The organism is Sphingomonas sp. PWP1-2 (assembly GCF_049898305.1).
Taxonomy (GTDB): Bacteria; Pseudomonadota; Alphaproteobacteria; order Sphingomonadales; family Sphingomonadaceae; genus Sphingomonas; species Sphingomonas glacialis.
Genome location: NZ_JAFCXM010000002.1, coordinates 256,937 through 273,054, shown reverse-complemented (window position 1 = coordinate 273,054; position 16,118 = coordinate 256,937). Strand labels below are relative to the sequence as shown.

Sequence of the window (16,118 nt, the reverse complement as noted above, 5' to 3'; positions counted from 1 at the left end):
CGATCGCAAGCGTCTAGAATAGTGCGATGAATGACCTTATTCCCACCGGCAACGTTGCGCTGCTGATTGATGCTGACAACGCCAGCCACACCGCGATAGACCCGGTCCTGACCGCGCTCGCAGATCTTGGCACAGTCAACATCCGGCGGATCTACGGCAATTGGAGCAAGGTCGCGCTCAAGGGTTGGAGCGAGGTCGCGCTGCGCTATGCACTCGATCCGCAACAGCAATTCGACCTGACCAGAGGCAAGAACGCGACCGACATGAAGATGACGATCGATGCGATGGACCTGCTGTTGACGGGGCGCGTCACGGGGTTCGGCATCATGTCGTCCGACAGCGATTTCATGCCGTTGGTGACACGCATCCGTCAGCAGGGGCTGCAGGTCTACGGCTTCGGTCGCGCCAACACGCCGGAGGGCTTTCGGCAAGCGTGCAACCGCTTCATCGATGTCGAGACGCTAGAGAAGACCGCCGCCGAGATGCCGATGCCGCTCCCGCCGGCGATCCTGCCCAAGGAAGGCAAGTCCGCGATCGACACGGGCCTCGCACGGCTGCTGATCGACGCATATCAAGCCTCCAAACGCGACGCGCAGGGGTTCGCCTCGCTCAGCGAGGTTGGCCAGCGCGCCAGCAACCGGTCGAGTTTCGACGCGCGGAACTATGGTTTCTCGCGACTTTCCGACCTTATGGATACAGTCCCGGGATTTGTCGTTGAGCGGCGCAACGGCAGCGTGTTGGTCAAGCGAGTCCGATCGCCGCTTACAGACCCTTCCCGATGACCGACCGTCCCAATTACATCACCCCCGCCGGCTACGCCGTGCTCAGCGCCGAATATCGCCAGTTGCTCGGCGAGGAGCGGCCCAAGCTTGTCGACGTCATCTCCTGGGCGGCGGGCAATGGCGATCGCTCGGAGAATGGCGACTATATCTACGGCCGCAAGCGGCTGCGCGAGATCGACCGGCGGCTCGGCTTCCTCGCGCGGCGGATGAAAGCCGCCAAGGTGATCGACCCCGCCCAGCAGCCCGATCGCGCGCGAATCTGGTTCGGCGCGACCGTGACGATCGCCGATGACGACGATGTCGAGCGCGTGCTGACGCTGGTCGGCGACGACGAGACCGATGCCGCGGCGGGCAAGATCGGGTGGAACGCGCCGATCGCGCGGGCGCTCCGTGGCGCGGCGGTCGGCGATCTGCGGCGCGTACTGCTGCCGGCGGGCGAGCGCGCGTATGAAGTGGTGGCGATCACCTACCCGGCAACCGAGCGTTTCATCCCCGGCGATTGACGCTGGGTGGTGCGCCGCACACGGTTGGGTCCTGACCATCAAAGGACCCTTGCCGATGCCGCTCCCCCCTCTCTGGTCGCCCCGCTTGCTCAGCCTGCTGCGGATCATCGTCGGGCTCGGCTTCGTCCAGCATGGCTGCTCCAAATTCTTCGGCATCCCGCCCTTCCCCATGCCGCTCAATCCCTTGCTGACCGTGGCCGGCGTGCTCGAGCTCGGCGGGGGCGCGCTGATCCTGGTCGGGCTGTTCACTCGGCCGGTGGCGTTCGTGCTGTCGGGCATGTCGGCCGCCGCCTATTTCATCGCGCATTTCCCCAAGAGCGTCTTTCCGGCCGCCAACGGTGGCGAAGCGGCGATGCTGTATTGCTTCGTCTTCCTGTATCTCGCCGCGGCCGGAGCCGGCCCGATCAGCTTGGATGCGCGCCGCTCTAAGATGTGAAGCGTGGACGACGCGACGAATATTGCGCGCCGTGCGATCGATGGTCGTGCGTTGCGCGATCGACGCGGCTATAGCGCCGGTCCGGCGCGCGTCATTCCAGCGCGCCGTGTCGGGAGCAGTATAAGACAATGACGATGCAACGCGTGTTCGTGAGTGGGAAGGTTCAGCGGACGGGGTATCGCGATTGGGCAGTGCGGAAGGCGCAGGAGCTGGGCCTTACCGGCTGGGTCCGCAATTTGAACGACGGGCGAGTCGAATTGCTCGTCGTCGGCGAGGATGAAGCGGTCGTCGCGATGGCCGAGGCGTGCCGCCAGGGATCCGAACATTCGCGCGTCGACCATGTCGAGGCGCTTCCCGCCGACGAGCGCGCGCCAAAGGGCTTTACCAAGCGATTCACCGCCTAGCGGACTGCACCGAAACGGGGCCAATTTCGCAACTGCGCTTAACCTATAGCAGTGTTATTCTAGGCGCATGAGCGATGCGCCGCCCCTTAATACCGCGCCGCTGCCGGTCCGGCTGCGGTCCGAGGATTATCTGCTGCTTCACCAAGCAGGAGCATTCGCCCCCTACACTCGCACCGAGTTGATCGACGGGGGGGTGTATTTCGTGAACGCACAGCATCGACCGCACGCGCTCGCCAAGATCGAATTGTATGATGCGATCCGCGCGGCGCTGCGGGCGATCGGCTCGCCGCTGCGCCCGCTGGTCGAGGCGAGCATCGCGCTGTCGGGGCACGACGTGCCAGAGCCCGACATCGTGCTGACGAGCGAGCCGCGCGGCGAAGGCTTCGTCCCGCTGCATTCGGTGCATCTCGTCATCGAAGTATCCGACACGACGATGCGCAGCGACATCCGCCGCAAGGTCGCGAGCTATGCGCGCGCCGCGATGCCCGAATATTGGGTGGTCGATATCAAGGCGCGCACGATCCACCAGATGTGGTCGCCCATCGGCGAGCTCTGCGCAGAACGCTGCGCGGTCGCGTTCGGCGATATCATCGCAGCGGCGACGATCGTGGGCTTGAGCGTCGATACGGCGAGCCTCTAGGGCCCGCCGCATCGACCGCGCTGATCAGCGCGTCAGCTTCTTGTAGGCCAGCCGCGTCGGGCGGTCGGCCGCATCGCCGAGGCGACGGCGCTTGTCTTCCTCGTACGATTCGAAATTGCCCTCGAACCATTCGACATGGCTGTCACCCTCGAACGCGAGGATGTGCGTCGCGAGGCGATCGAGGAAGAAGCGATCGTGGCTGATGACCACGGCGCAACCCGCGAAGCTCTCGAGCGCTTCCTCGAGCGCGCGCAGCGTCTCGACGTCGAGATCGTTGGTCGGCTCGTCGAGCAGGAGGACGTTGCCACCCTCCTTGAGCATCTTGGCGAGATGGACGCGGTTGCGCTCGCCGCCCGACAGCTGGCCGACCTTCTTCTGCTGGTCCTGGCCCTTGAAGTTGAACGCGCCGACATAGGCGCGCGTGCCGAGCTCCTGCTTGCCGAAGCGGAACACTTCGAGCTTGTCGGACACTTCCTCCCACACCGTGTTCGACGGCGTCAGGTCGTCGCGCGACTGGTCGACGTAGCCGAGCTTGACGGTCTGGCCGACTTCGATCGAGCCGCCATCGGGCTGTTCCTGGCCGGTGATCAGCTTGAACAAGGTCGACTTGCCCGCGCCGTTCGGCCCGATCACGCCGACGATGCCACCTGGCGGGAGCACGAAGTCGAGATTGTCGAACAGTAGCTTGTCGCCGTAGGCCTTGGTCAGGCCCTTGGCCTCGATCACCTTGCCGCCGAGCCGCTCGGGCAGCTGGATCAGGATCTGCGCCTTGCCGACCGAGCGGTTTTCCTGCTTCTCCATCAGCTCGTCGAACGCGCGGATACGCGCCTTCGACTTGGTCTGGCGTGCCTTGGGGGTCTGGCGCATCCAGGCGAGTTCGTCGGAGATCGCCTTGGCCTTGCCCTGCTCCTCGCGATCCTCCTGCTCGAGCCGCTTGACCTTCTTTTCGAGGTAACCCGAATAGTTGGATTCATACGTGTAATAGCGCCCGCGATCGAGCTCGAGCACCCAGTTGACGACGTTATCGAGGAAGTAGCGATCGTGGGTGACGAGGATGACGTTGCCGACATAGTCGCGCAGGTAGTTCTCGAGCCAGGCGACGCTTTCGGCGTCGAGATGGTTGGTCGGCTCGTCGAGCAGCAGGATGTTGGGCTTTTCGAGCAGCAGCTTGCACAACGCGACGCGACGCTTCTCACCGCCCGAGAGGTTGGTGACGGGGCTGTCGCCAGGTGGGCAACGCAGTGCCTCCATCGCGATCTCGAGCTGGTTGTCGAGGCTCCAGCCGTCGACCGCGTCGATCTTCTCCTGCAGGTCGCCCATTTCGGCGAGCAATGCGTCGAAATCGCAATCCTCGGGCGGATCGCCCATGATCGCGACGATCTCGTTATAGCGATCGACCATCCCGCCGATCGGGCCCGCGCCCGCGCGGACGTTGCCGATCACGTCCTTGGTCTCGTCGAGCTTGGGCTCCTGCGGCAGATAGCCGACCTTGATGCCCTCGGCGGCCCACGCCTCGCCGGTGAATTCGGGGTCGATTCCGCCCATGATCTTCATCAGGGTCGACTTGCCCGAGCCGTTCGGCCCGATGATCGCGATCTTCGCGTCGGGCAGGAACTGGAGCGAGATGTTGTTGAGCACCGGCTTGGGGGCGCCGGGGAAGGTCTTGGTCAGGCCCTTCATCACATAGCTGTACTGCACGGCCATCGGCTGCGGACTCCGGGGGTAAAGATGGTGGATTGTTGGCGTGGCAGATAGCGATGCGCGGGGGCGTTGGCAACGTGGGCGGGGTGCGGTAGCCTGTTGCGATGGAACGGATCGACATCTCGGATGATCGCCGCGTCGCGGATCTGGTCGAAGCGGTCGAGCGCGACGGCGCGGTGGAGATCGTGCGCGATGGCGTGGTGGTGGCGACCGTTGCCGCGCGGGAGCCAGACGTCTCGGCTCGCGAACCGCAGCCTATCGACATCGCGGAACTCGAGCGCTTCCACGCTGAACACCCGATGCCGCGTTTCGAGAAGAGCTGGGGCGAACTGCTCCGCGAAATGCGGGACGAGGACGATCATTGAGCCACTATTGCGATGCCAGCGTGATGGGCACGCTTGTGTTCCGCGATACCGATTGGATCAGCGTGCGGCATTGGATCGAGACGACCAAGCCCAGCCTCAGCTATAGCGACTTCGGCTTCGGGGAGCTTGCCTCGGCGGTCGGTCGGCGGGTCCGGATGCAGCAATTGGATCCTACCAAAGCACAGACGCTGCTACTCGATTTCCCCACGCGTCTTCCCGATTGGGCCCGCACCACTGTCGCGCCATCCGATATCGATGTCGCGACGGGCTACATGCTGCGCTTCGAACTCGGACTGCGCTTCCCCGACGCGATTCACATTGCCACTTCCGGACGCCTCGGGCTTACACTCGTCTCGACCGACATCCGCCAAGTCCGCGCTGCCGCCTCGCTCGGCGTCGCCGCCATCAACCCCTTGCAAACAGACGGGACTCCTTCTTGACCAAGCTTCGCGCCCTCGCCCCTTGCCTGCTGCTCGCCTCGACCCTGCTCACCGGCCCGGCGCTCGCCCAGCGCCCTGCCCCGCTGGTCGATCCCGCAGTCGCTGCGCTGCGCGACAAGGCGCTGAACGACGACATCGCCTATGACATCGTCGAGGGGCTCACCACCGAGGTCGGGCCCCGCCCCGACGGCTCGCCGCAGGAAGAGCGCGCGCGGCAATGGGCGGTGGCGAAGCTCAAGAGCCTCGGCTTCAAGAATGTGCGGATCGAACCGTATGAACTGCAGAATGTATGGGTCCGCGGCGTCGAGACGGCGGAGGTGGTCGCGCCGTTCGCGCAGCCGCTGCGGCTGACCGCGCTCGGCAATTCGGGCGCGACGCCCGCCGAGGGGCTGACGCTCCCGGTCGCCTTCTTCCCTTCGCTCGCGGACCTGCGTGCAGCGCCCGATGGGAGTCTTGGGGGCAAGATCGCGTTCGTCTCGAACGCGATGCAGGCCAATCAGGACGGATCGGCCTATGGCCCCGAAGGCCAAGCCCGCCGCGCCGGACCGAGCATCGCCGCGACCAAGGGCGCGAGCGCGATCGTGATCCGCTCGATCGGTTCGGACCACGGTCGTGGCCCCCACGCCGGCGTCACCAATTTCGCGACGGGCGTCGCACCGATCCCGGCTGCCGCGCTCTCGGTCGCCGATGCGGCCAACCTCGAGCGGATGATCAAGCGCGGCAAGCCCGTCACGCTCCACCTCACCCTCACGCCGACCTTCGTGCCGACCCGCATGTCGGGCAATGTCGTCGCCGAAGTCCCCGGCACCGATCCCACGGCAGGCACGATCCTGATCGGCGGGCATCTCGACAGCTGGGATCTCGGCACCGGCGCGATCGATGACGCCTCGGGGGTCGCGATCACCACCGCCGCCGCCAAGCGGCTGATGGACAGCGGTCGCCATCGCCGCACGATTCGCGTCGTCTGGTTCGGCGACGAGGAGACCGGCGGCTTCGGCGGCTTCGCCTATGCCAAGGCACATGCCGGCGAAACGCACGCACTGGCGGCCGAATCCGACTTCGGCGCCGACCGCGTCTGGCGATTCGAAACCAACCTCCCCGCGACCGCCAAAGCCCTCGGCGGTCGCCTCGCCGCCGCGCTCGCGCCGCTCGGAATCGTTCGCGGCAGCGGAATCGGGGGCGACGGGACCGATGTCGGCCCGACTCTGGCGACCGGCGTTGCCGCGATCGACCTCAACCAGGACGGCACGCGCTATTTCGATTACCACCACACGCCCGAGGACACGCTCGAGCGGATCGATCCGCAACAATTGCGTCAGAATGTAGCGGCTTGGACGACAATGCTCGCGATCGTCGCCGATGCGCCCGAGGCAATCGGCCCGGTTACGCCGAAGAAATAGCCCGCGCTCGCTTCGTCGCAAATATGGCCGAAAGGTGGCAGAAGCGCCCGTCTATGGCCGATTTGCGATTGACGCACCGCAGCGGGGCGCTATGCCTCCGATCTTCGCGGGCGGCATAGGGCCGACTGCGAAGCGCTAATTTGCTTGGGAGCAATTGCATGAAGAAGATCGCCCTTGTTCTCGTCGCCGCCGGCCTGGTCTCGCTCGCCGCTTGCAACAAGAACCCTGAAGCTGCTGCAATCGAAAACAATGCTGACGTCATCGCCGACGGCATCGACAACAACGCGTCGATGATCGACGACATGGCTTCGAACACCTCGAACGCGGTTGCTTCGGACGTCCTGGCGAACAAGGCCGACGAACTGCATGACGCTGCCGACAACGTCCGTGACGCGGGCGAAGCCAAGGCCGACAACGTCGCCAAGGCTGCCAACTAAGATCACTGGGCTTCGGCCCGGATCTGAAGATTTGGGGCGCCTTCTTAGCGGAAGGCGCCCTTTTTCGTGCCCGCTGCGTCAAGCTGCGCGAGGACCATGTCGAGCGCCGCCAAGCGCAACGCGATCTCGCGACGATACGAGGTGCCAGCGGGCGCCAGGCTGAGCGCCCGCGCCCAATAGCGACGCGCGGTGCGATAGTCCCTGGCCTGCGCGTAAGCGAGGCCTTCGAAAAATGCTGGTGCGGGATCGTCTGGCGCAAGCCGGGTCGCCTGATCGAACGCGAGCCGCGCCGCGGGGGACATCGCGGCGTCGTGCTGCGCCATCGCAGTCCCCAGCCCGGTCCACAACGTCAGGCTGCGCGGATAATGGTTGAGGCCGAGCAGGATGACATTGACGCCGCTACGCCGGCTGCCCGCGCGCATCAGCGCGTCCGACGCGATCAGATATGCGCCGTCGCCGGTAAAGCGACCGAGCATCGCGTCGCGCAGCTCGACCATTTCCGGGGCGACCGCCACGGGGATTGCATCCGACGCCGCCAGATGTTCGCCAAGCCCGGCGCGTTGCTGAAGCGCATATCCCGCAGCCCCGAGCATAAAGGCAGCGCCGACCAGCGTCCACAGCGAGCGCGACACGCCGCTGGCCCATAAGGCTGCGGCGGCCACGACGCCGATCAGCGCCAAACCGATCCAGCCACTCATTGCGTCTGCTTTGCGTTCATCAGGCTGCTGTACGGGATTTGCGCGCGACGTCTAAGCACAAGTGCAGGGTCTAAGCACAAGTGCGGGGTCTAAGCACAAGCGCGGGCGCGCCGCCGCTTCACGGGCGCTACACCCACGGGTCAGTGGCCAGAACGTATCGGCTGGATCAGATCCCAGCGGTTTCCGCACAGATCCTCGAAGACCGCGACAATACCGTACGGCTCGTGTCGCGGCGGCTCGACGAACCGGACGCCGCGCTGCGTATAGGCATGATGGTCGCGGGCAAAATCATCGGTCTCAAGAAACAGGAACACGCGTCCGCCGCTCTGATTGCCGACCGCGCTGACTTGTGCCTCGCCAACGGCTCGCGCCAGCAGCAGCCCGTTTGCACGACCCGGCGGCGCAACGACGACCCAGCGCTTCTGATCGCCGAGCGCAGTATCCTCGCGAAGCTCGAACCCGAGCGCATCGACGAAGAAGGCAATGGCGAGATCATAATCCGCAACGAGTAGCGAGGTCAGGGCGAGACGCTGTGGCATCCGGCCCTTCTGACCGATAACGCCCGTCGCGCCAATGCCAGACCGCCCCTCAGCGGACGCCCGAGGGCGTCCGCGTGGGCGGCCTTCAAGCGCGGCCGATCAGACGCTGTGCGATCGTATCGGCGACGTCCGAGATCGGCGCCCCGGTGCGCTCGGCCTCGTCCCACACCTGGACCAGCCGGTCGGGGATGCGAGCGATACGCGTCTCGACTTCGGCCTGATCGCCGTGGCCGAGATATTCGAGCGCGACGTTGATGATGCCGCCGGCGTTGATGACGTAATCGGGCGCGTACAGGATGCCGCGCACCTGGAGGGCCGCACCCTCGGCCTTGGTCTCGAGCTGGTTGTTCGCGCCGCCTGCGACGATCGTCGTGCGAAGCGCAGCGATCGATGCCGGGGTCAGGATCGCGCCGAGCGCGTTGGGGCTGACGATGTCGGCCTCGACGCCGAGAATTTCGTCGGCACCAGCGGTCTGTGCACCGAGCTCTTCGGCAAGCGCCTTCGCACGGTCGGCGTTGACGTCGGCCAGCGTGAGCACCGCGCCGTCCTTGGCGAGCAAGCGGGCGAGCCCACCGCCGACGCTGCCGACGCCCTGGATCGCGACGCGCACGCCCTTCATGTCGGTCGCGCCGAGACCGCGCTGTGCGGCTGCCTTGACGCCGAGATAGACGCCCATTGCGGTGTACGGCCCGGGATCGCCGCCCGCGCTGCCGGCTGCGACGGGGAGGCCAGAGACATGCTTGGTCATCGTCGCGATCGTCTTCATGCTCGCCTCGGACATGCCGACGTCTTCGGCGGTCACATAGCGCCCACCAAGCGATTCGACCGCGCGGCCGAACGCCTCGAGCTGTGCATGGCTGATGCTGTCACCAGGGTTGGCCGCGAGCACGACGCCCTTGCCGCCGCCCATCGGGAGATCGGCCATGGCGTTCTTGAAGCTCATCCCGCGCGACAAGCGCAGCGCATCGGTGATCGCGCGGTCGCTATCGGCATAGTGCCAGAAGCGCACGCCGCCAGCCGCCGGCCCGAGCTTGGTCGAATGAACCGCAATGACCGCGCGAAGCCCCGAAGCGGGATCGGTGAAGAGGTGCACGCCCTCATGATCATCAAAATCGGGGAAGCCCCAGCCGGTGGTCACGGACAAATTCCTGGCTGTTGAAAGAAGTGGGGCGACCGACGGGACTTGAACCCGCAACATCCGGCATCACAAGCCGACGCTCTAACCAATTGAACTACGATCGCCGCAGAGGAAGCGCCCCTAGCGGGGTCGAGGGGCCAGCGTCAAGAATGGATCGTTCAGAATTTACCGTCAATCGACAGCCGATGCCCCGACGGGCTCGGTTGAAAGCCGCTCAGCTCGAGTTTCTGCGCCGCGCTTGGGTCGCTTGGCTTGACCGTGAGGTCCGCGCGGAACCGCCCGTTCAGCCACAGCCGCAGCGCGATCTGCTCGGTCCCCGCCTGGCTCGCGAGCGGCAGCAGCAAAGCACCCGCATCGCAGCGCGCGGTGCCGGCGAGCCCCTGCCCCAAGCTGATTCCGGCGATGTCCGCGCCAAGCGTCGCCTTGACGCGCCCCTCAGCACTCTCGCACGTGCCGTTGACGAAATGGACGGTGACGGCGTCGAGATCGATCCCACTGACCGGGAGCGGCGCGAACACCGCACCGGCGGGCACGCTCGCGGTCATATCGTCGAGCCCGACGCCGTGCCGCGAAACGCTGATCGCGCCGTGGATCGCGCGAGTCGCGTCCGCACCCGTCGCCGGACTCGCGAGATCGACGCGCGCCCGGCCGGCGAGCAACGCCCAAGGCGACAGCGATGCGCTGAGATCGCCGAGCGCGATGCTGCCGACCTGCGCCTCGCGGAGATGCCCGAACCACACGCTGCCGCTCGCCTCGCGCGCGGCGACTCGGCTTTGCTCGAGCTCGAACGCCCCGAGCACGAAGCGCAGCGGCAGCAGCACGAGCAGCGCGACGACGAACACCGCGCCGAACAGCGCGACGGGGCCGGTCTTCAATCGAAAGCGCGTCATTGGCCCTTCGCCTTCAACGTCAGTTGCACCGACACAATACGGTCGGCGCCAGCAGTGGTGGCGAGCCGGTCGACGAGAATCCCCGCCGCCTCGAGTTCGGCAATCCAGGCGACCAGCGCGCCGGGTCGCGCCGAGCCGATCGCGATCTCGACTCGGTCGCTGCCCTGCGGCGTGACGCTCGCCAGCGCGAAGCCGGCATCGTTGGCGCGCGCGCGAATCACCGATTCGAGCGGAGCATCGAGCGGAGCGACGCGCAGCGTCTGTGCCGCCTTGACCGCATCGACGCGCACTTGCGTCTCGCCGAGCGCGATCACCGCATCGGCATGCCGCGCCTTAGCCGACTCGAGCGCATCGCCGAGCGGCACGACGAGGAAATAGCACAGCACCAGCAGCGTGAGCACCGCGCCGGTGAGCACGAGATATTGCTCGCGCTGCGTGCGCGCGCGAAACCAGAGGAGCAGGCGCTCGGTCATCGTGGCTTCACCGTCAGATCCCCCGAGAGGCGGCCGTTCACCGACTGGAACTGGCCTTGCGGCGTCGCGTCGAAGCCGCTCGCGCCGAGCCGGCGCTGCAGGTCGAGGATCTGGCCTTCGTTCTGGACGCCGACGCCGACGCGCAGCGTGCCGTTGGGATCGAAGGCGAGCGTGTGCGCTTCGCTTCCCGGCGTCGCGCGGATCGCCGCGAACACCGCCGCCGTGGTCCGGGTGAAGCCCAGCCCGCCGCCGCGCAGCCGGTCGAGCCGCGCGGTCAACTGGCGATCGGCATCGCTCACCGCCTCGCCGCGCGCGAGCCCGGTCCGCTCGAGCAGTTCGGTGCGGCGTTCGAGATCATCCGCCGCGGTCGAATATTTGATCAGCTGCACGATCGTGATGAGCAGCGTCACGCCGAGGATCGCCGCGCTCAGCCAGCCGAGCCGGCGGACCAGCGCCCAATCGACCGCGCGGCGCGTCTTGCGCGCAAACGCGCCCTGGCGAAGATCGAGCGACGGCGCCGCCACCGCCGCAACGATCGCGGTCTCGAGCGCATCGCGCGATAGGACCACCGGCGCGACGCCGCCCGTGACAAGCTCGGTCAGCCGCGCTTCATCGGCGAACCCGCTCGTGACCCCGCGCACCACGCCCTCGCCGCCGAGATCGGCGCGAAGATAGCCCGTCTCGGGCCGCGGCAGCAGCAGCGGCGCGGGCAAGACCGCATCAGGATCGACGCCGTTCTCTGCCAGCAGATCGAGCCATGCGCGCATCTGCAGCGCGCCAACGACGCCGATCGGCCGCTCGACGACCTCCCCCTCGCGCCCGACCGCGACGTGCAGATCGCCGATCGGGCCAGCGCTTGCATCCGCCGCGAGCAGGCGTGCGGCAGTAACCGACTGGGCAAGCGAGCGATCGGGCAGTTCGGCCCAATGCAGCGTCACCGCGTCGGCCGGCGCGATCGCGACACACGCCAGCGGCGTATCGGCGGCGAGCAGCGGAAAGCCCTCGCCGCGCGCCGCGACGGCGTCGCCCGCGATGCGCAGCCAGCGCCACGGCAGATCGGGGGCGGGCAAGAAGAGGACGAGCGTTTCTGTCATGATGGCTCGCCCCATTGCCGCGATACGAGCCGCGCGGGAAGCGCCGTCGCGTCGATCAGTCCGGTTTGTTCAAGCGTGGCCCCGCCGAGCGCGACGCGCACTTTGAGCGAGAACCATGTCGTCTTTACGTCGGTCTGCGACGGCGCATCGTCGCCGGTGCTGCTGCGCACCGCACTTTGCGCCCAGAAGGCCGTCGTCGTCGCGAAGCCCAAGGGCGGGCGCTGGAGCAGCACTTGCCGCACCGCCTCGGGCGAAAGGCCGATCCGCAGCATCGCGATCAGCGGCGCCTGCTCGGGCAACAGCGTGTTGACGTTGATCCGCGACAGCCCGGCGACGGGCAAGGTGCACAGCCATGGCCGGAGCTTGTCATAATCGCTGCGCGTCACGCCGCGCACCGCGCGCAACTCGCTCGGGTCGCTCATCAGCGTGTTCGCGGTGCGATAGGGCTGCGCGCCACCACGATAGTCGCGGTCCTCGGCGCCGCCGGTGATCGGCGAATCGTCGCTGTCGATCCAGTCGGCGGTGGCGGCGGCGATCGCTTCGGGCGATGCCGCTGCGGGGTCGACGAGGCGGATCAGTCGGGCGAACTGCAGCTGCGCGGGGGTATAAGCGAAATAGCTGCCGCTTTTCGCGGGCGTCTCGGTGACGAGGCTGTTGAGGTTGAAGCAATTGCCGCCATCGACGACCGTTGCCGTCGCGGTGCCGTTCGGGATCGGCAGCGGGTACGGCGTGCCGCTCCAGCCGCCCTGCAGCGTCACCTTGTCGGGGCTCTTGCGCAGCAACTCGCTGACCCTGACCACCGCGAGCGTCTCGGCCGCCAACGAATAGGCGCGTGCCTGGTCGAGCGCGACCGCGTTGCCGCCGAGCCGCGTGGCGAGTCGCAAACGCTCGAGCGCGGTCCCGGCAAGCACCGCGATCACCGCGACGAGCAGCAACACCGTGAGCAGCGCGGCGCCGCGCTCGGAGGGTTTGCGCTTAACCCAGCCGGTCATCGACGCGCCTCCCATAGCCGGTGCCGACGAGGAAGAGCTGGCGCGTCGCGATCCCGCTGTCGCGCACCACGCGCAGTTCGAGCGCGTCGGGCAGCGGCGATTGCGGGCTGCCGCTCCAGCGGTCGCTCCACGCGCCCTTGACGCGGTAGCGCAGCGCGACCTGGCGGATGTGCGCCAGCAGCGGTGTCGGCGGGAGCGGCGGCGCGCCGTCGAGCATCGGATAGGCGGTCCGCACGAGCGCGCCGTCGACCACGCCATATTCGACCTTCTGCACGCTCGCGCGCGGCGTTCCGTCGAGATTGCTCCAGCCGCTGCGCACCAGCCGCAGCATCGGCGCCGCCGCCGCGCCCGCTTCGCCGGTGAAAGGAGCGAGGACGCGGCCATCCTCGCCGCGCGTCGGGCGCGGCGTCGCTTGCGCGAGATCGGCGGTGAGGATCGCGCCGAGCCGGTTCATCGCCGAGACGTCGTCGAGTTTCACGCCCGTCGCGGTCTGCGCGCGGACCGAGAACGACAACAGCGCCACCCCCGCCGCCGCGAGCAAGCCGAAGATCAGCAGCGAGATCATCACCTCGACGAGCGTGAAGCCCGCGTCGTCGGTCGCGGGCGTCATGGCGCGCGCGTCCCGTCGCGCACCACGGTCAGCCGGCCGGCCTGCCGCCCCGCCGGATCTCGCACGGTGACGTCGATCCGCAGCACGCGAATGTCGCCGGTCGGCTGGACGCTGCGAGTCCAGCTCCACGCGCGCCCGCCATTGCTCTCGACGCCGCTCGCCGCGCCGATCGTCGGAGGCTTGGCATCGGTCATCGCCTCGATCGCGACGTTGCGCGCAACGGTCTGGCCGAGCAGCGTCGTGTCGAGCGTCGCGGCGCCGCGGATCGTCGCGCCCTCGAGCCGGATCAGCGCGAGCGCGGCGAGGCTGAACACCGCGAGCGCGACCATCATTTCGATCAGCGTGAAGCCGCGGGGCTTAGCCACCGACGCGGACCTTACCGTCATTGCCGACATGGACGACGACGCTCTGCCCGCTGCGCTCGAGCGTCACGTCGAGCGGGCGATCGGTCCCGCCGGTCGAATCGAACAGGATGCGGTCGCGCGTTCCGTCGCCGCTCGGCAGCGCGCGCGTGCCCTTGCCCCACTGCGTCACGCGCAGCGGCTTCTCGGCCATCGCGACCCATGCGCCGTCGACCCGCTCGTCGAACCCGTAGCCGCCCTGCGACACCCACACGCTGATCGGCTTGGCGCCGACCACCGCGAGATCGCGCGCGGCGCTGGTGCGCGTCGCGAAGCGCGCGGCCTCGTCGGCGAGACGACCGCGCGGATCGGGCAGCGCGAACACGACGGCCGCGCTGGCGAGACCGATGATCGTGACGACGACCATCAGCTCGATGAGCGTGAAGCCGCGCTCGCCCTTCCGGCGTTTACTGCCAGCTGCCGATATCGGCATTGACGCCCTCGCCGCCTTCCTTCTTGTCCGCGCCGAGCGTCCAGACGTCGGCCTCGCCATGCGCGCCGGGCGCCGCATAGAGATACGGCTTGCCCCACGGATCGACCGGCAGCTTCTTGATATAGCCGCCGCGCTGGTACTTCGACGCATCGGCATCGGCGGGGGCCGAGACCAGCGCCTGCAGGCCGTCGGTGGTCGAGGGGTACGAATCGTTCTGCAGCTTGTAGAGATCGAGCGCGCCCTCGATCGTCGAGATGTCGGCCTTGGCCTTGACGATCTTGCCTTTGTCACCGAGCGGCAGGACGTTGTAGGTGACGATCGCGGCGAGCAGGCCGATGATGACGATCACCACCATCAGCTCGATCAGCGTAAAACCCGACTCCCCGTCATCCCCGCGAACGCGGGGATCCCGCTTCTGCTGGAGCGGGAAAGCAGCGGGATCCCCGCTTGCGTGGGAATGACGGATGGGGGGCATTGCGAACCTCGTCATGTTATTGGCCTGCCAGGGTGTTGAGCTGCAGGATCGGCAGCAGGATCGATAGCACGATCGTCGCGACGACACCCCCCATCACGACGATGATGATCGGCTCGAGCAGCGACAGCGCGGTCGTGGTGAAACGATCGAACTCGCGCTCGAGATATTCGGCGGCGCGCTCGAGCATGTCGTCGAGCTGCCCCGCGGTTTCACCCGATGCAGCCAGATACGTCAGCAGCGGCGGAAAGACGCCCGCACGGCGCATCGCCGCCGACAGGCTGCCGCCGCCGCGGATTGATTCGATGATCTCGTCCGACGCCTGTTTGAGGCGGAGGTTGTGGATCGTGCTGCCCGTCAGCGTAAGGCCTTCGAGCAGCGGCAAGCGGCTGGCGACCATCGTCGCGAGCGTGCGCGCCATACGCGCGGCGTGGAGATCGCGGAACAGACGGCCGAGGATCGGCAGTTTGAGGATCCAGGTGTCGAAAGCGAGCTTGATCCGCGGATTTTTCAGCGCGCGCCACGATCCGAAGCCGGCGAGCAGGATGACGAGCAGGATCGCCCACCAATAGCCGACCATGAAGTTCGACAGACCCATCACGACGCGCGTGAGGAACGGGAGCTGCTGCCCGACGGTGTCGAACTGCTCGACCACTTGCGGCACGACGAACACCATCAGCGCGGTGACGACCGCCATCGCCACCACCGCGAGCACCGCGGGGTAAGCAAGCGTCGTGATGATCTTGCCGTTGATTTCGGCCTGGCGCTCGAGCAGCACCGACAGGCGTTCGAGGATGACGGGGAGCGAGCCCGAGTTCTCGCCCGCCGACACCATCGCGCGGTAGAGCGAGGGGAAACTCTTGCCCTCGCGCGCCATCGCCTCGTGCAAGCGACGGCCCTCGACGACGCCTGAATGGACCGACTCGACGATCGCGCGGACATGCGGCTGCTCGGTCTGGCGCGAGATCGTGCGGAGCGATTCCTCGAGCGGCGAGACGCGGTTGAGCGTGGCGAGCTGGCGGGTGAAGAGCGTGAGCTGCTTGGTGCTCATCTTCTTGGAACCCAGGCGGAGGTCGGAGAGGAGCGGCTTGCCCTTGGGCTGGCGCCCCGAGCCGGGTTCGACCTTGACGACATAGAGCCGGCGACGGTCGAGCAGCACGCGCGCCGCGTCGATCGACCGTGCGGCGATCGCTCCGCGGGTTTCGCGGCCCTTGGTGTCGATCGCGAGGTAATCGAAGTCAGGCATCTTCTACCCCTCTCCCATCGGGAG

22 protein-coding genes and 1 tRNA gene are annotated in these 16,118 nt (G+C 67.2%); 9 read left to right on the top strand and 14 right to left on the bottom strand.

Features of this window, described 5'->3' with window-relative positions; all coding sequences use genetic code 11:
- The first annotated feature begins 26 nt into the window (after positions 1–26).
- The 5 genes from ACP7C5_RS06225 to ACP7C5_RS06205 all read left to right on the top strand — a co-directional run bounded on the left by ACP7C5_RS06225 (position 27) and on the right by ACP7C5_RS06205 (position 2,765).
- Complete coding sequence (locus tag ACP7C5_RS06225) at positions 27–782, top strand: NYN domain-containing protein (protein ID WP_426263565.1); 756 nt, start codon at positions 27–29, stop codon at positions 780–782.
- The gene (gene greB, locus ACP7C5_RS06220) at positions 779–1,285 is read left to right on the top strand and encodes a transcription elongation factor GreB (RefSeq protein ID WP_426263564.1); all 507 of its coding nucleotides are present in this window, start codon (positions 779–781) and stop codon (positions 1,283–1,285) included. Before ACP7C5_RS06225 ends, greB begins: the two co-directional genes overlap by 4 nt.
- Before the next feature lie 55 nt (positions 1,286–1,340).
- Positions 1,341–1,721, top strand: a complete 381-nt coding sequence (locus ACP7C5_RS06215; protein WP_322163613.1) for a DoxX family protein — start codon at positions 1,341–1,343, stop codon at positions 1,719–1,721.
- A gap of 128 nt (positions 1,722–1,849) precedes the next feature.
- On the top strand, positions 1,850–2,125 hold the full coding sequence (locus ACP7C5_RS06210; protein WP_426263563.1) for an acylphosphatase: 276 nt from the start codon (positions 1,850–1,852) through the stop codon (positions 2,123–2,125).
- A 67-nt stretch (positions 2,126–2,192) separates the two neighbouring features.
- Entirely contained in the window at positions 2,193–2,765 is a 573-nt protein-coding gene (locus tag ACP7C5_RS06205) for a Uma2 family endonuclease (RefSeq protein ID WP_426263562.1), read from the top strand.
- A 24-nt stretch (positions 2,766–2,789) separates the two neighbouring features.
- Here the strand turns inward: ACP7C5_RS06205 and ettA are convergent, their stop codons facing one another.
- Positions 2,790–4,469, bottom strand: a complete 1,680-nt coding sequence (ettA, locus tag ACP7C5_RS06200) for an energy-dependent translational throttle protein EttA (RefSeq protein ID WP_140849044.1) — start codon at positions 4,467–4,469, stop codon at positions 2,790–2,792.
- A 101-nt stretch (positions 4,470–4,570) separates the two neighbouring features.
- Between ettA and ACP7C5_RS06195 the strand changes: the two genes are divergently transcribed.
- The 4 genes from ACP7C5_RS06195 to ACP7C5_RS06180 all read left to right on the top strand — a co-directional run bounded on the left by ACP7C5_RS06195 (position 4,571) and on the right by ACP7C5_RS06180 (position 7,108).
- Entirely contained in the window at positions 4,571–4,831 is a 261-nt protein-coding gene (locus ACP7C5_RS06195) for a hypothetical protein (protein WP_189674855.1), read from the top strand.
- Positions 4,828–5,271 carry a type II toxin-antitoxin system VapC family toxin gene (locus tag ACP7C5_RS06190; RefSeq protein ID WP_426263561.1) on the top strand — a complete coding sequence of 148 codons (444 nt, stop codon included), beginning with the start codon at positions 4,828–4,830 and terminating at the stop codon, positions 5,269–5,271. Before ACP7C5_RS06195 ends, ACP7C5_RS06190 begins: the two co-directional genes overlap by 4 nt.
- Positions 5,268–6,671 carry a M20/M25/M40 family metallo-hydrolase gene (locus ACP7C5_RS06185; protein ID WP_426263560.1) on the top strand — a complete coding sequence of 468 codons (1,404 nt, stop codon included), beginning with the start codon at positions 5,268–5,270 and terminating at the stop codon, positions 6,669–6,671. Before ACP7C5_RS06190 ends, ACP7C5_RS06185 begins: the two co-directional genes overlap by 4 nt.
- A gap of 158 nt (positions 6,672–6,829) precedes the next feature.
- Positions 6,830–7,108, top strand: coding sequence for a hypothetical protein (locus ACP7C5_RS06180; RefSeq protein ID WP_133188568.1), 279 nt, complete (start codon positions 6,830–6,832; stop codon positions 7,106–7,108).
- Between the two features lie 44 nt (positions 7,109–7,152).
- Here the strand turns inward: ACP7C5_RS06180 and ACP7C5_RS06175 are convergent, their stop codons facing one another.
- The 13 genes from ACP7C5_RS06175 to gspF all read right to left on the bottom strand — a co-directional run bounded on the left by ACP7C5_RS06175 (position 7,153) and on the right by gspF (position 16,094).
- Entirely contained in the window at positions 7,153–7,806 is a 654-nt protein-coding gene (locus ACP7C5_RS06175) for a tetratricopeptide repeat protein (RefSeq protein WP_426263559.1), read from the bottom strand.
- A gap of 140 nt (positions 7,807–7,946) precedes the next feature.
- Positions 7,947–8,345 (bottom strand): VOC family protein, encoded by a 399-nt coding sequence (locus tag ACP7C5_RS06170; protein ID WP_426263558.1) that lies wholly within the window; start codon positions 8,343–8,345, stop codon positions 7,947–7,949.
- An 85-nt stretch (positions 8,346–8,430) separates the two neighbouring features.
- Positions 8,431–9,483, bottom strand: coding sequence for a Leu/Phe/Val dehydrogenase (locus ACP7C5_RS06165; RefSeq protein WP_426263557.1), 1,053 nt, complete (start codon positions 9,481–9,483; stop codon positions 8,431–8,433).
- 27 nt (positions 9,484–9,510) lie between these two features.
- Positions 9,511–9,587, bottom strand: a tRNA-His gene (locus ACP7C5_RS06160).
- Positions 9,588–9,641: 54 nt separating this feature from the next.
- Positions 9,642–10,373, bottom strand: coding sequence for a type II secretion system protein N (locus ACP7C5_RS06155; RefSeq protein ID WP_426263556.1), 732 nt, complete (start codon positions 10,371–10,373; stop codon positions 9,642–9,644).
- Positions 10,370–10,846, bottom strand: coding sequence for a type II secretion system protein GspM (gene gspM / locus ACP7C5_RS06150; RefSeq protein ID WP_426263555.1), 477 nt, complete (start codon positions 10,844–10,846; stop codon positions 10,370–10,372). The genes ACP7C5_RS06155 and gspM overlap by 4 nt, the downstream gene beginning before the upstream one ends.
- On the bottom strand, positions 10,843–11,940 hold the full coding sequence (gene gspL, locus ACP7C5_RS06145; protein ID WP_426263554.1) for a type II secretion system protein GspL: 1,098 nt from the start codon (positions 11,938–11,940) through the stop codon (positions 10,843–10,845). Before gspL ends, gspM begins: the two co-directional genes overlap by 4 nt.
- On the bottom strand, positions 11,937–12,932 hold the full coding sequence (gene gspK / locus ACP7C5_RS06140) for a type II secretion system minor pseudopilin GspK (protein ID WP_426263553.1): 996 nt from the start codon (positions 12,930–12,932) through the stop codon (positions 11,937–11,939). The genes gspL and gspK overlap by 4 nt, the downstream gene beginning before the upstream one ends.
- Positions 12,916–13,542: a type II secretion system minor pseudopilin GspJ gene (gspJ, locus tag ACP7C5_RS06135; RefSeq protein WP_426263552.1), complete on the bottom strand. Its 627-nt coding sequence runs from the start codon at positions 13,540–13,542 to the stop codon at positions 12,916–12,918. The genes gspK and gspJ overlap by 17 nt, the downstream gene beginning before the upstream one ends.
- Positions 13,539–13,907 (bottom strand): type II secretion system minor pseudopilin GspI, encoded by a 369-nt coding sequence (gene gspI, locus ACP7C5_RS06130; protein WP_426263551.1) that lies wholly within the window; start codon positions 13,905–13,907, stop codon positions 13,539–13,541. The genes gspJ and gspI overlap by 4 nt, the downstream gene beginning before the upstream one ends.
- A complete protein-coding gene (locus ACP7C5_RS06125) occupies positions 13,900–14,376 on the bottom strand; it encodes a GspH/FimT family pseudopilin (RefSeq protein ID WP_354285895.1) in 477 nt (158 codons plus the stop codon). Before ACP7C5_RS06125 ends, gspI begins: the two co-directional genes overlap by 8 nt.
- Entirely contained in the window at positions 14,351–14,851 is a 501-nt protein-coding gene (gene gspG, locus ACP7C5_RS06120) for a type II secretion system major pseudopilin GspG (RefSeq protein WP_426263550.1), read from the bottom strand. The genes ACP7C5_RS06125 and gspG overlap by 26 nt, the downstream gene beginning before the upstream one ends.
- A gap of 16 nt (positions 14,852–14,867) precedes the next feature.
- A complete protein-coding gene (gene gspF / locus ACP7C5_RS06115) occupies positions 14,868–16,094 on the bottom strand; it encodes a type II secretion system inner membrane protein GspF (protein ID WP_426263549.1) in 1,227 nt (408 codons plus the stop codon).
- Positions 16,095–16,118 lie beyond the last annotated feature (24 nt).

What these genes read in the sequence shown, in the direction of transcription:
- ACP7C5_RS06225 (WP_426263565.1), top strand. Translation starts at nt 27, where the DNA reads ATGAATGACCTTATTCCCACCGGCAACGTTGCGCTGCTGATTGATGCT.
- greB (WP_426263564.1), top strand. Translation starts at nt 779, where the DNA reads ATGACCGACCGTCCCAATTACATCACCCCCGCCGGCTACGCCGTGCTC.
- ACP7C5_RS06215 (WP_322163613.1), top strand. Translation starts at nt 1,341, where the DNA reads ATGCCGCTCCCCCCTCTCTGGTCGCCCCGCTTGCTCAGCCTGCTGCGG.
- ACP7C5_RS06210 (WP_426263563.1), top strand. Translation starts at nt 1,850, where the DNA reads ATGACGATGCAACGCGTGTTCGTGAGTGGGAAGGTTCAGCGGACGGGG.
- ACP7C5_RS06205 (WP_426263562.1), top strand. Translation starts at nt 2,193, where the DNA reads ATGAGCGATGCGCCGCCCCTTAATACCGCGCCGCTGCCGGTCCGGCTG.
- ettA (WP_140849044.1), bottom strand. Translation starts at nt 4,469, where the DNA reads ATGGCCGTGCAGTACAGCTATGTGATGAAGGGCCTGACCAAGACCTTC.
- ACP7C5_RS06195 (WP_189674855.1), top strand. Translation starts at nt 4,571, where the DNA reads ATGGAACGGATCGACATCTCGGATGATCGCCGCGTCGCGGATCTGGTC.
- ACP7C5_RS06180 (WP_133188568.1), top strand. Translation starts at nt 6,830, where the DNA reads ATGAAGAAGATCGCCCTTGTTCTCGTCGCCGCCGGCCTGGTCTCGCTC.
- ACP7C5_RS06175 (WP_426263559.1), bottom strand. Translation starts at nt 7,806, where the DNA reads ATGAGTGGCTGGATCGGTTTGGCGCTGATCGGCGTCGTGGCCGCCGCA.
- ACP7C5_RS06170 (WP_426263558.1), bottom strand. Translation starts at nt 8,345, where the DNA reads ATGCCACAGCGTCTCGCCCTGACCTCGCTACTCGTTGCGGATTATGAT.
- ACP7C5_RS06155 (WP_426263556.1), bottom strand. Translation starts at nt 10,373, where the DNA reads ATGACGCGCTTTCGATTGAAGACCGGCCCCGTCGCGCTGTTCGGCGCG.
- gspM (WP_426263555.1), bottom strand. Translation starts at nt 10,846, where the DNA reads ATGACCGAGCGCCTGCTCCTCTGGTTTCGCGCGCGCACGCAGCGCGAG.
- gspL (WP_426263554.1), bottom strand. Translation starts at nt 11,940, where the DNA reads ATGACAGAAACGCTCGTCCTCTTCTTGCCCGCCCCCGATCTGCCGTGG.
- gspK (WP_426263553.1), bottom strand. Translation starts at nt 12,932, where the DNA reads ATGACCGGCTGGGTTAAGCGCAAACCCTCCGAGCGCGGCGCCGCGCTG.
- gspJ (WP_426263552.1), bottom strand. Translation starts at nt 13,542, where the DNA reads ATGACGCCCGCGACCGACGACGCGGGCTTCACGCTCGTCGAGGTGATG.
- ACP7C5_RS06125 (WP_354285895.1), bottom strand. Translation starts at nt 14,376, where the DNA reads ATGCCGATATCGGCAGCTGGCAGTAAACGCCGGAAGGGCGAGCGCGGC.
- gspG (WP_426263550.1), bottom strand. Translation starts at nt 14,851, where the DNA reads ATGCCCCCCATCCGTCATTCCCACGCAAGCGGGGATCCCGCTGCTTTC.
- gspF (WP_426263549.1), bottom strand. Translation starts at nt 16,094, where the DNA reads ATGCCTGACTTCGATTACCTCGCGATCGACACCAAGGGCCGCGAAACC.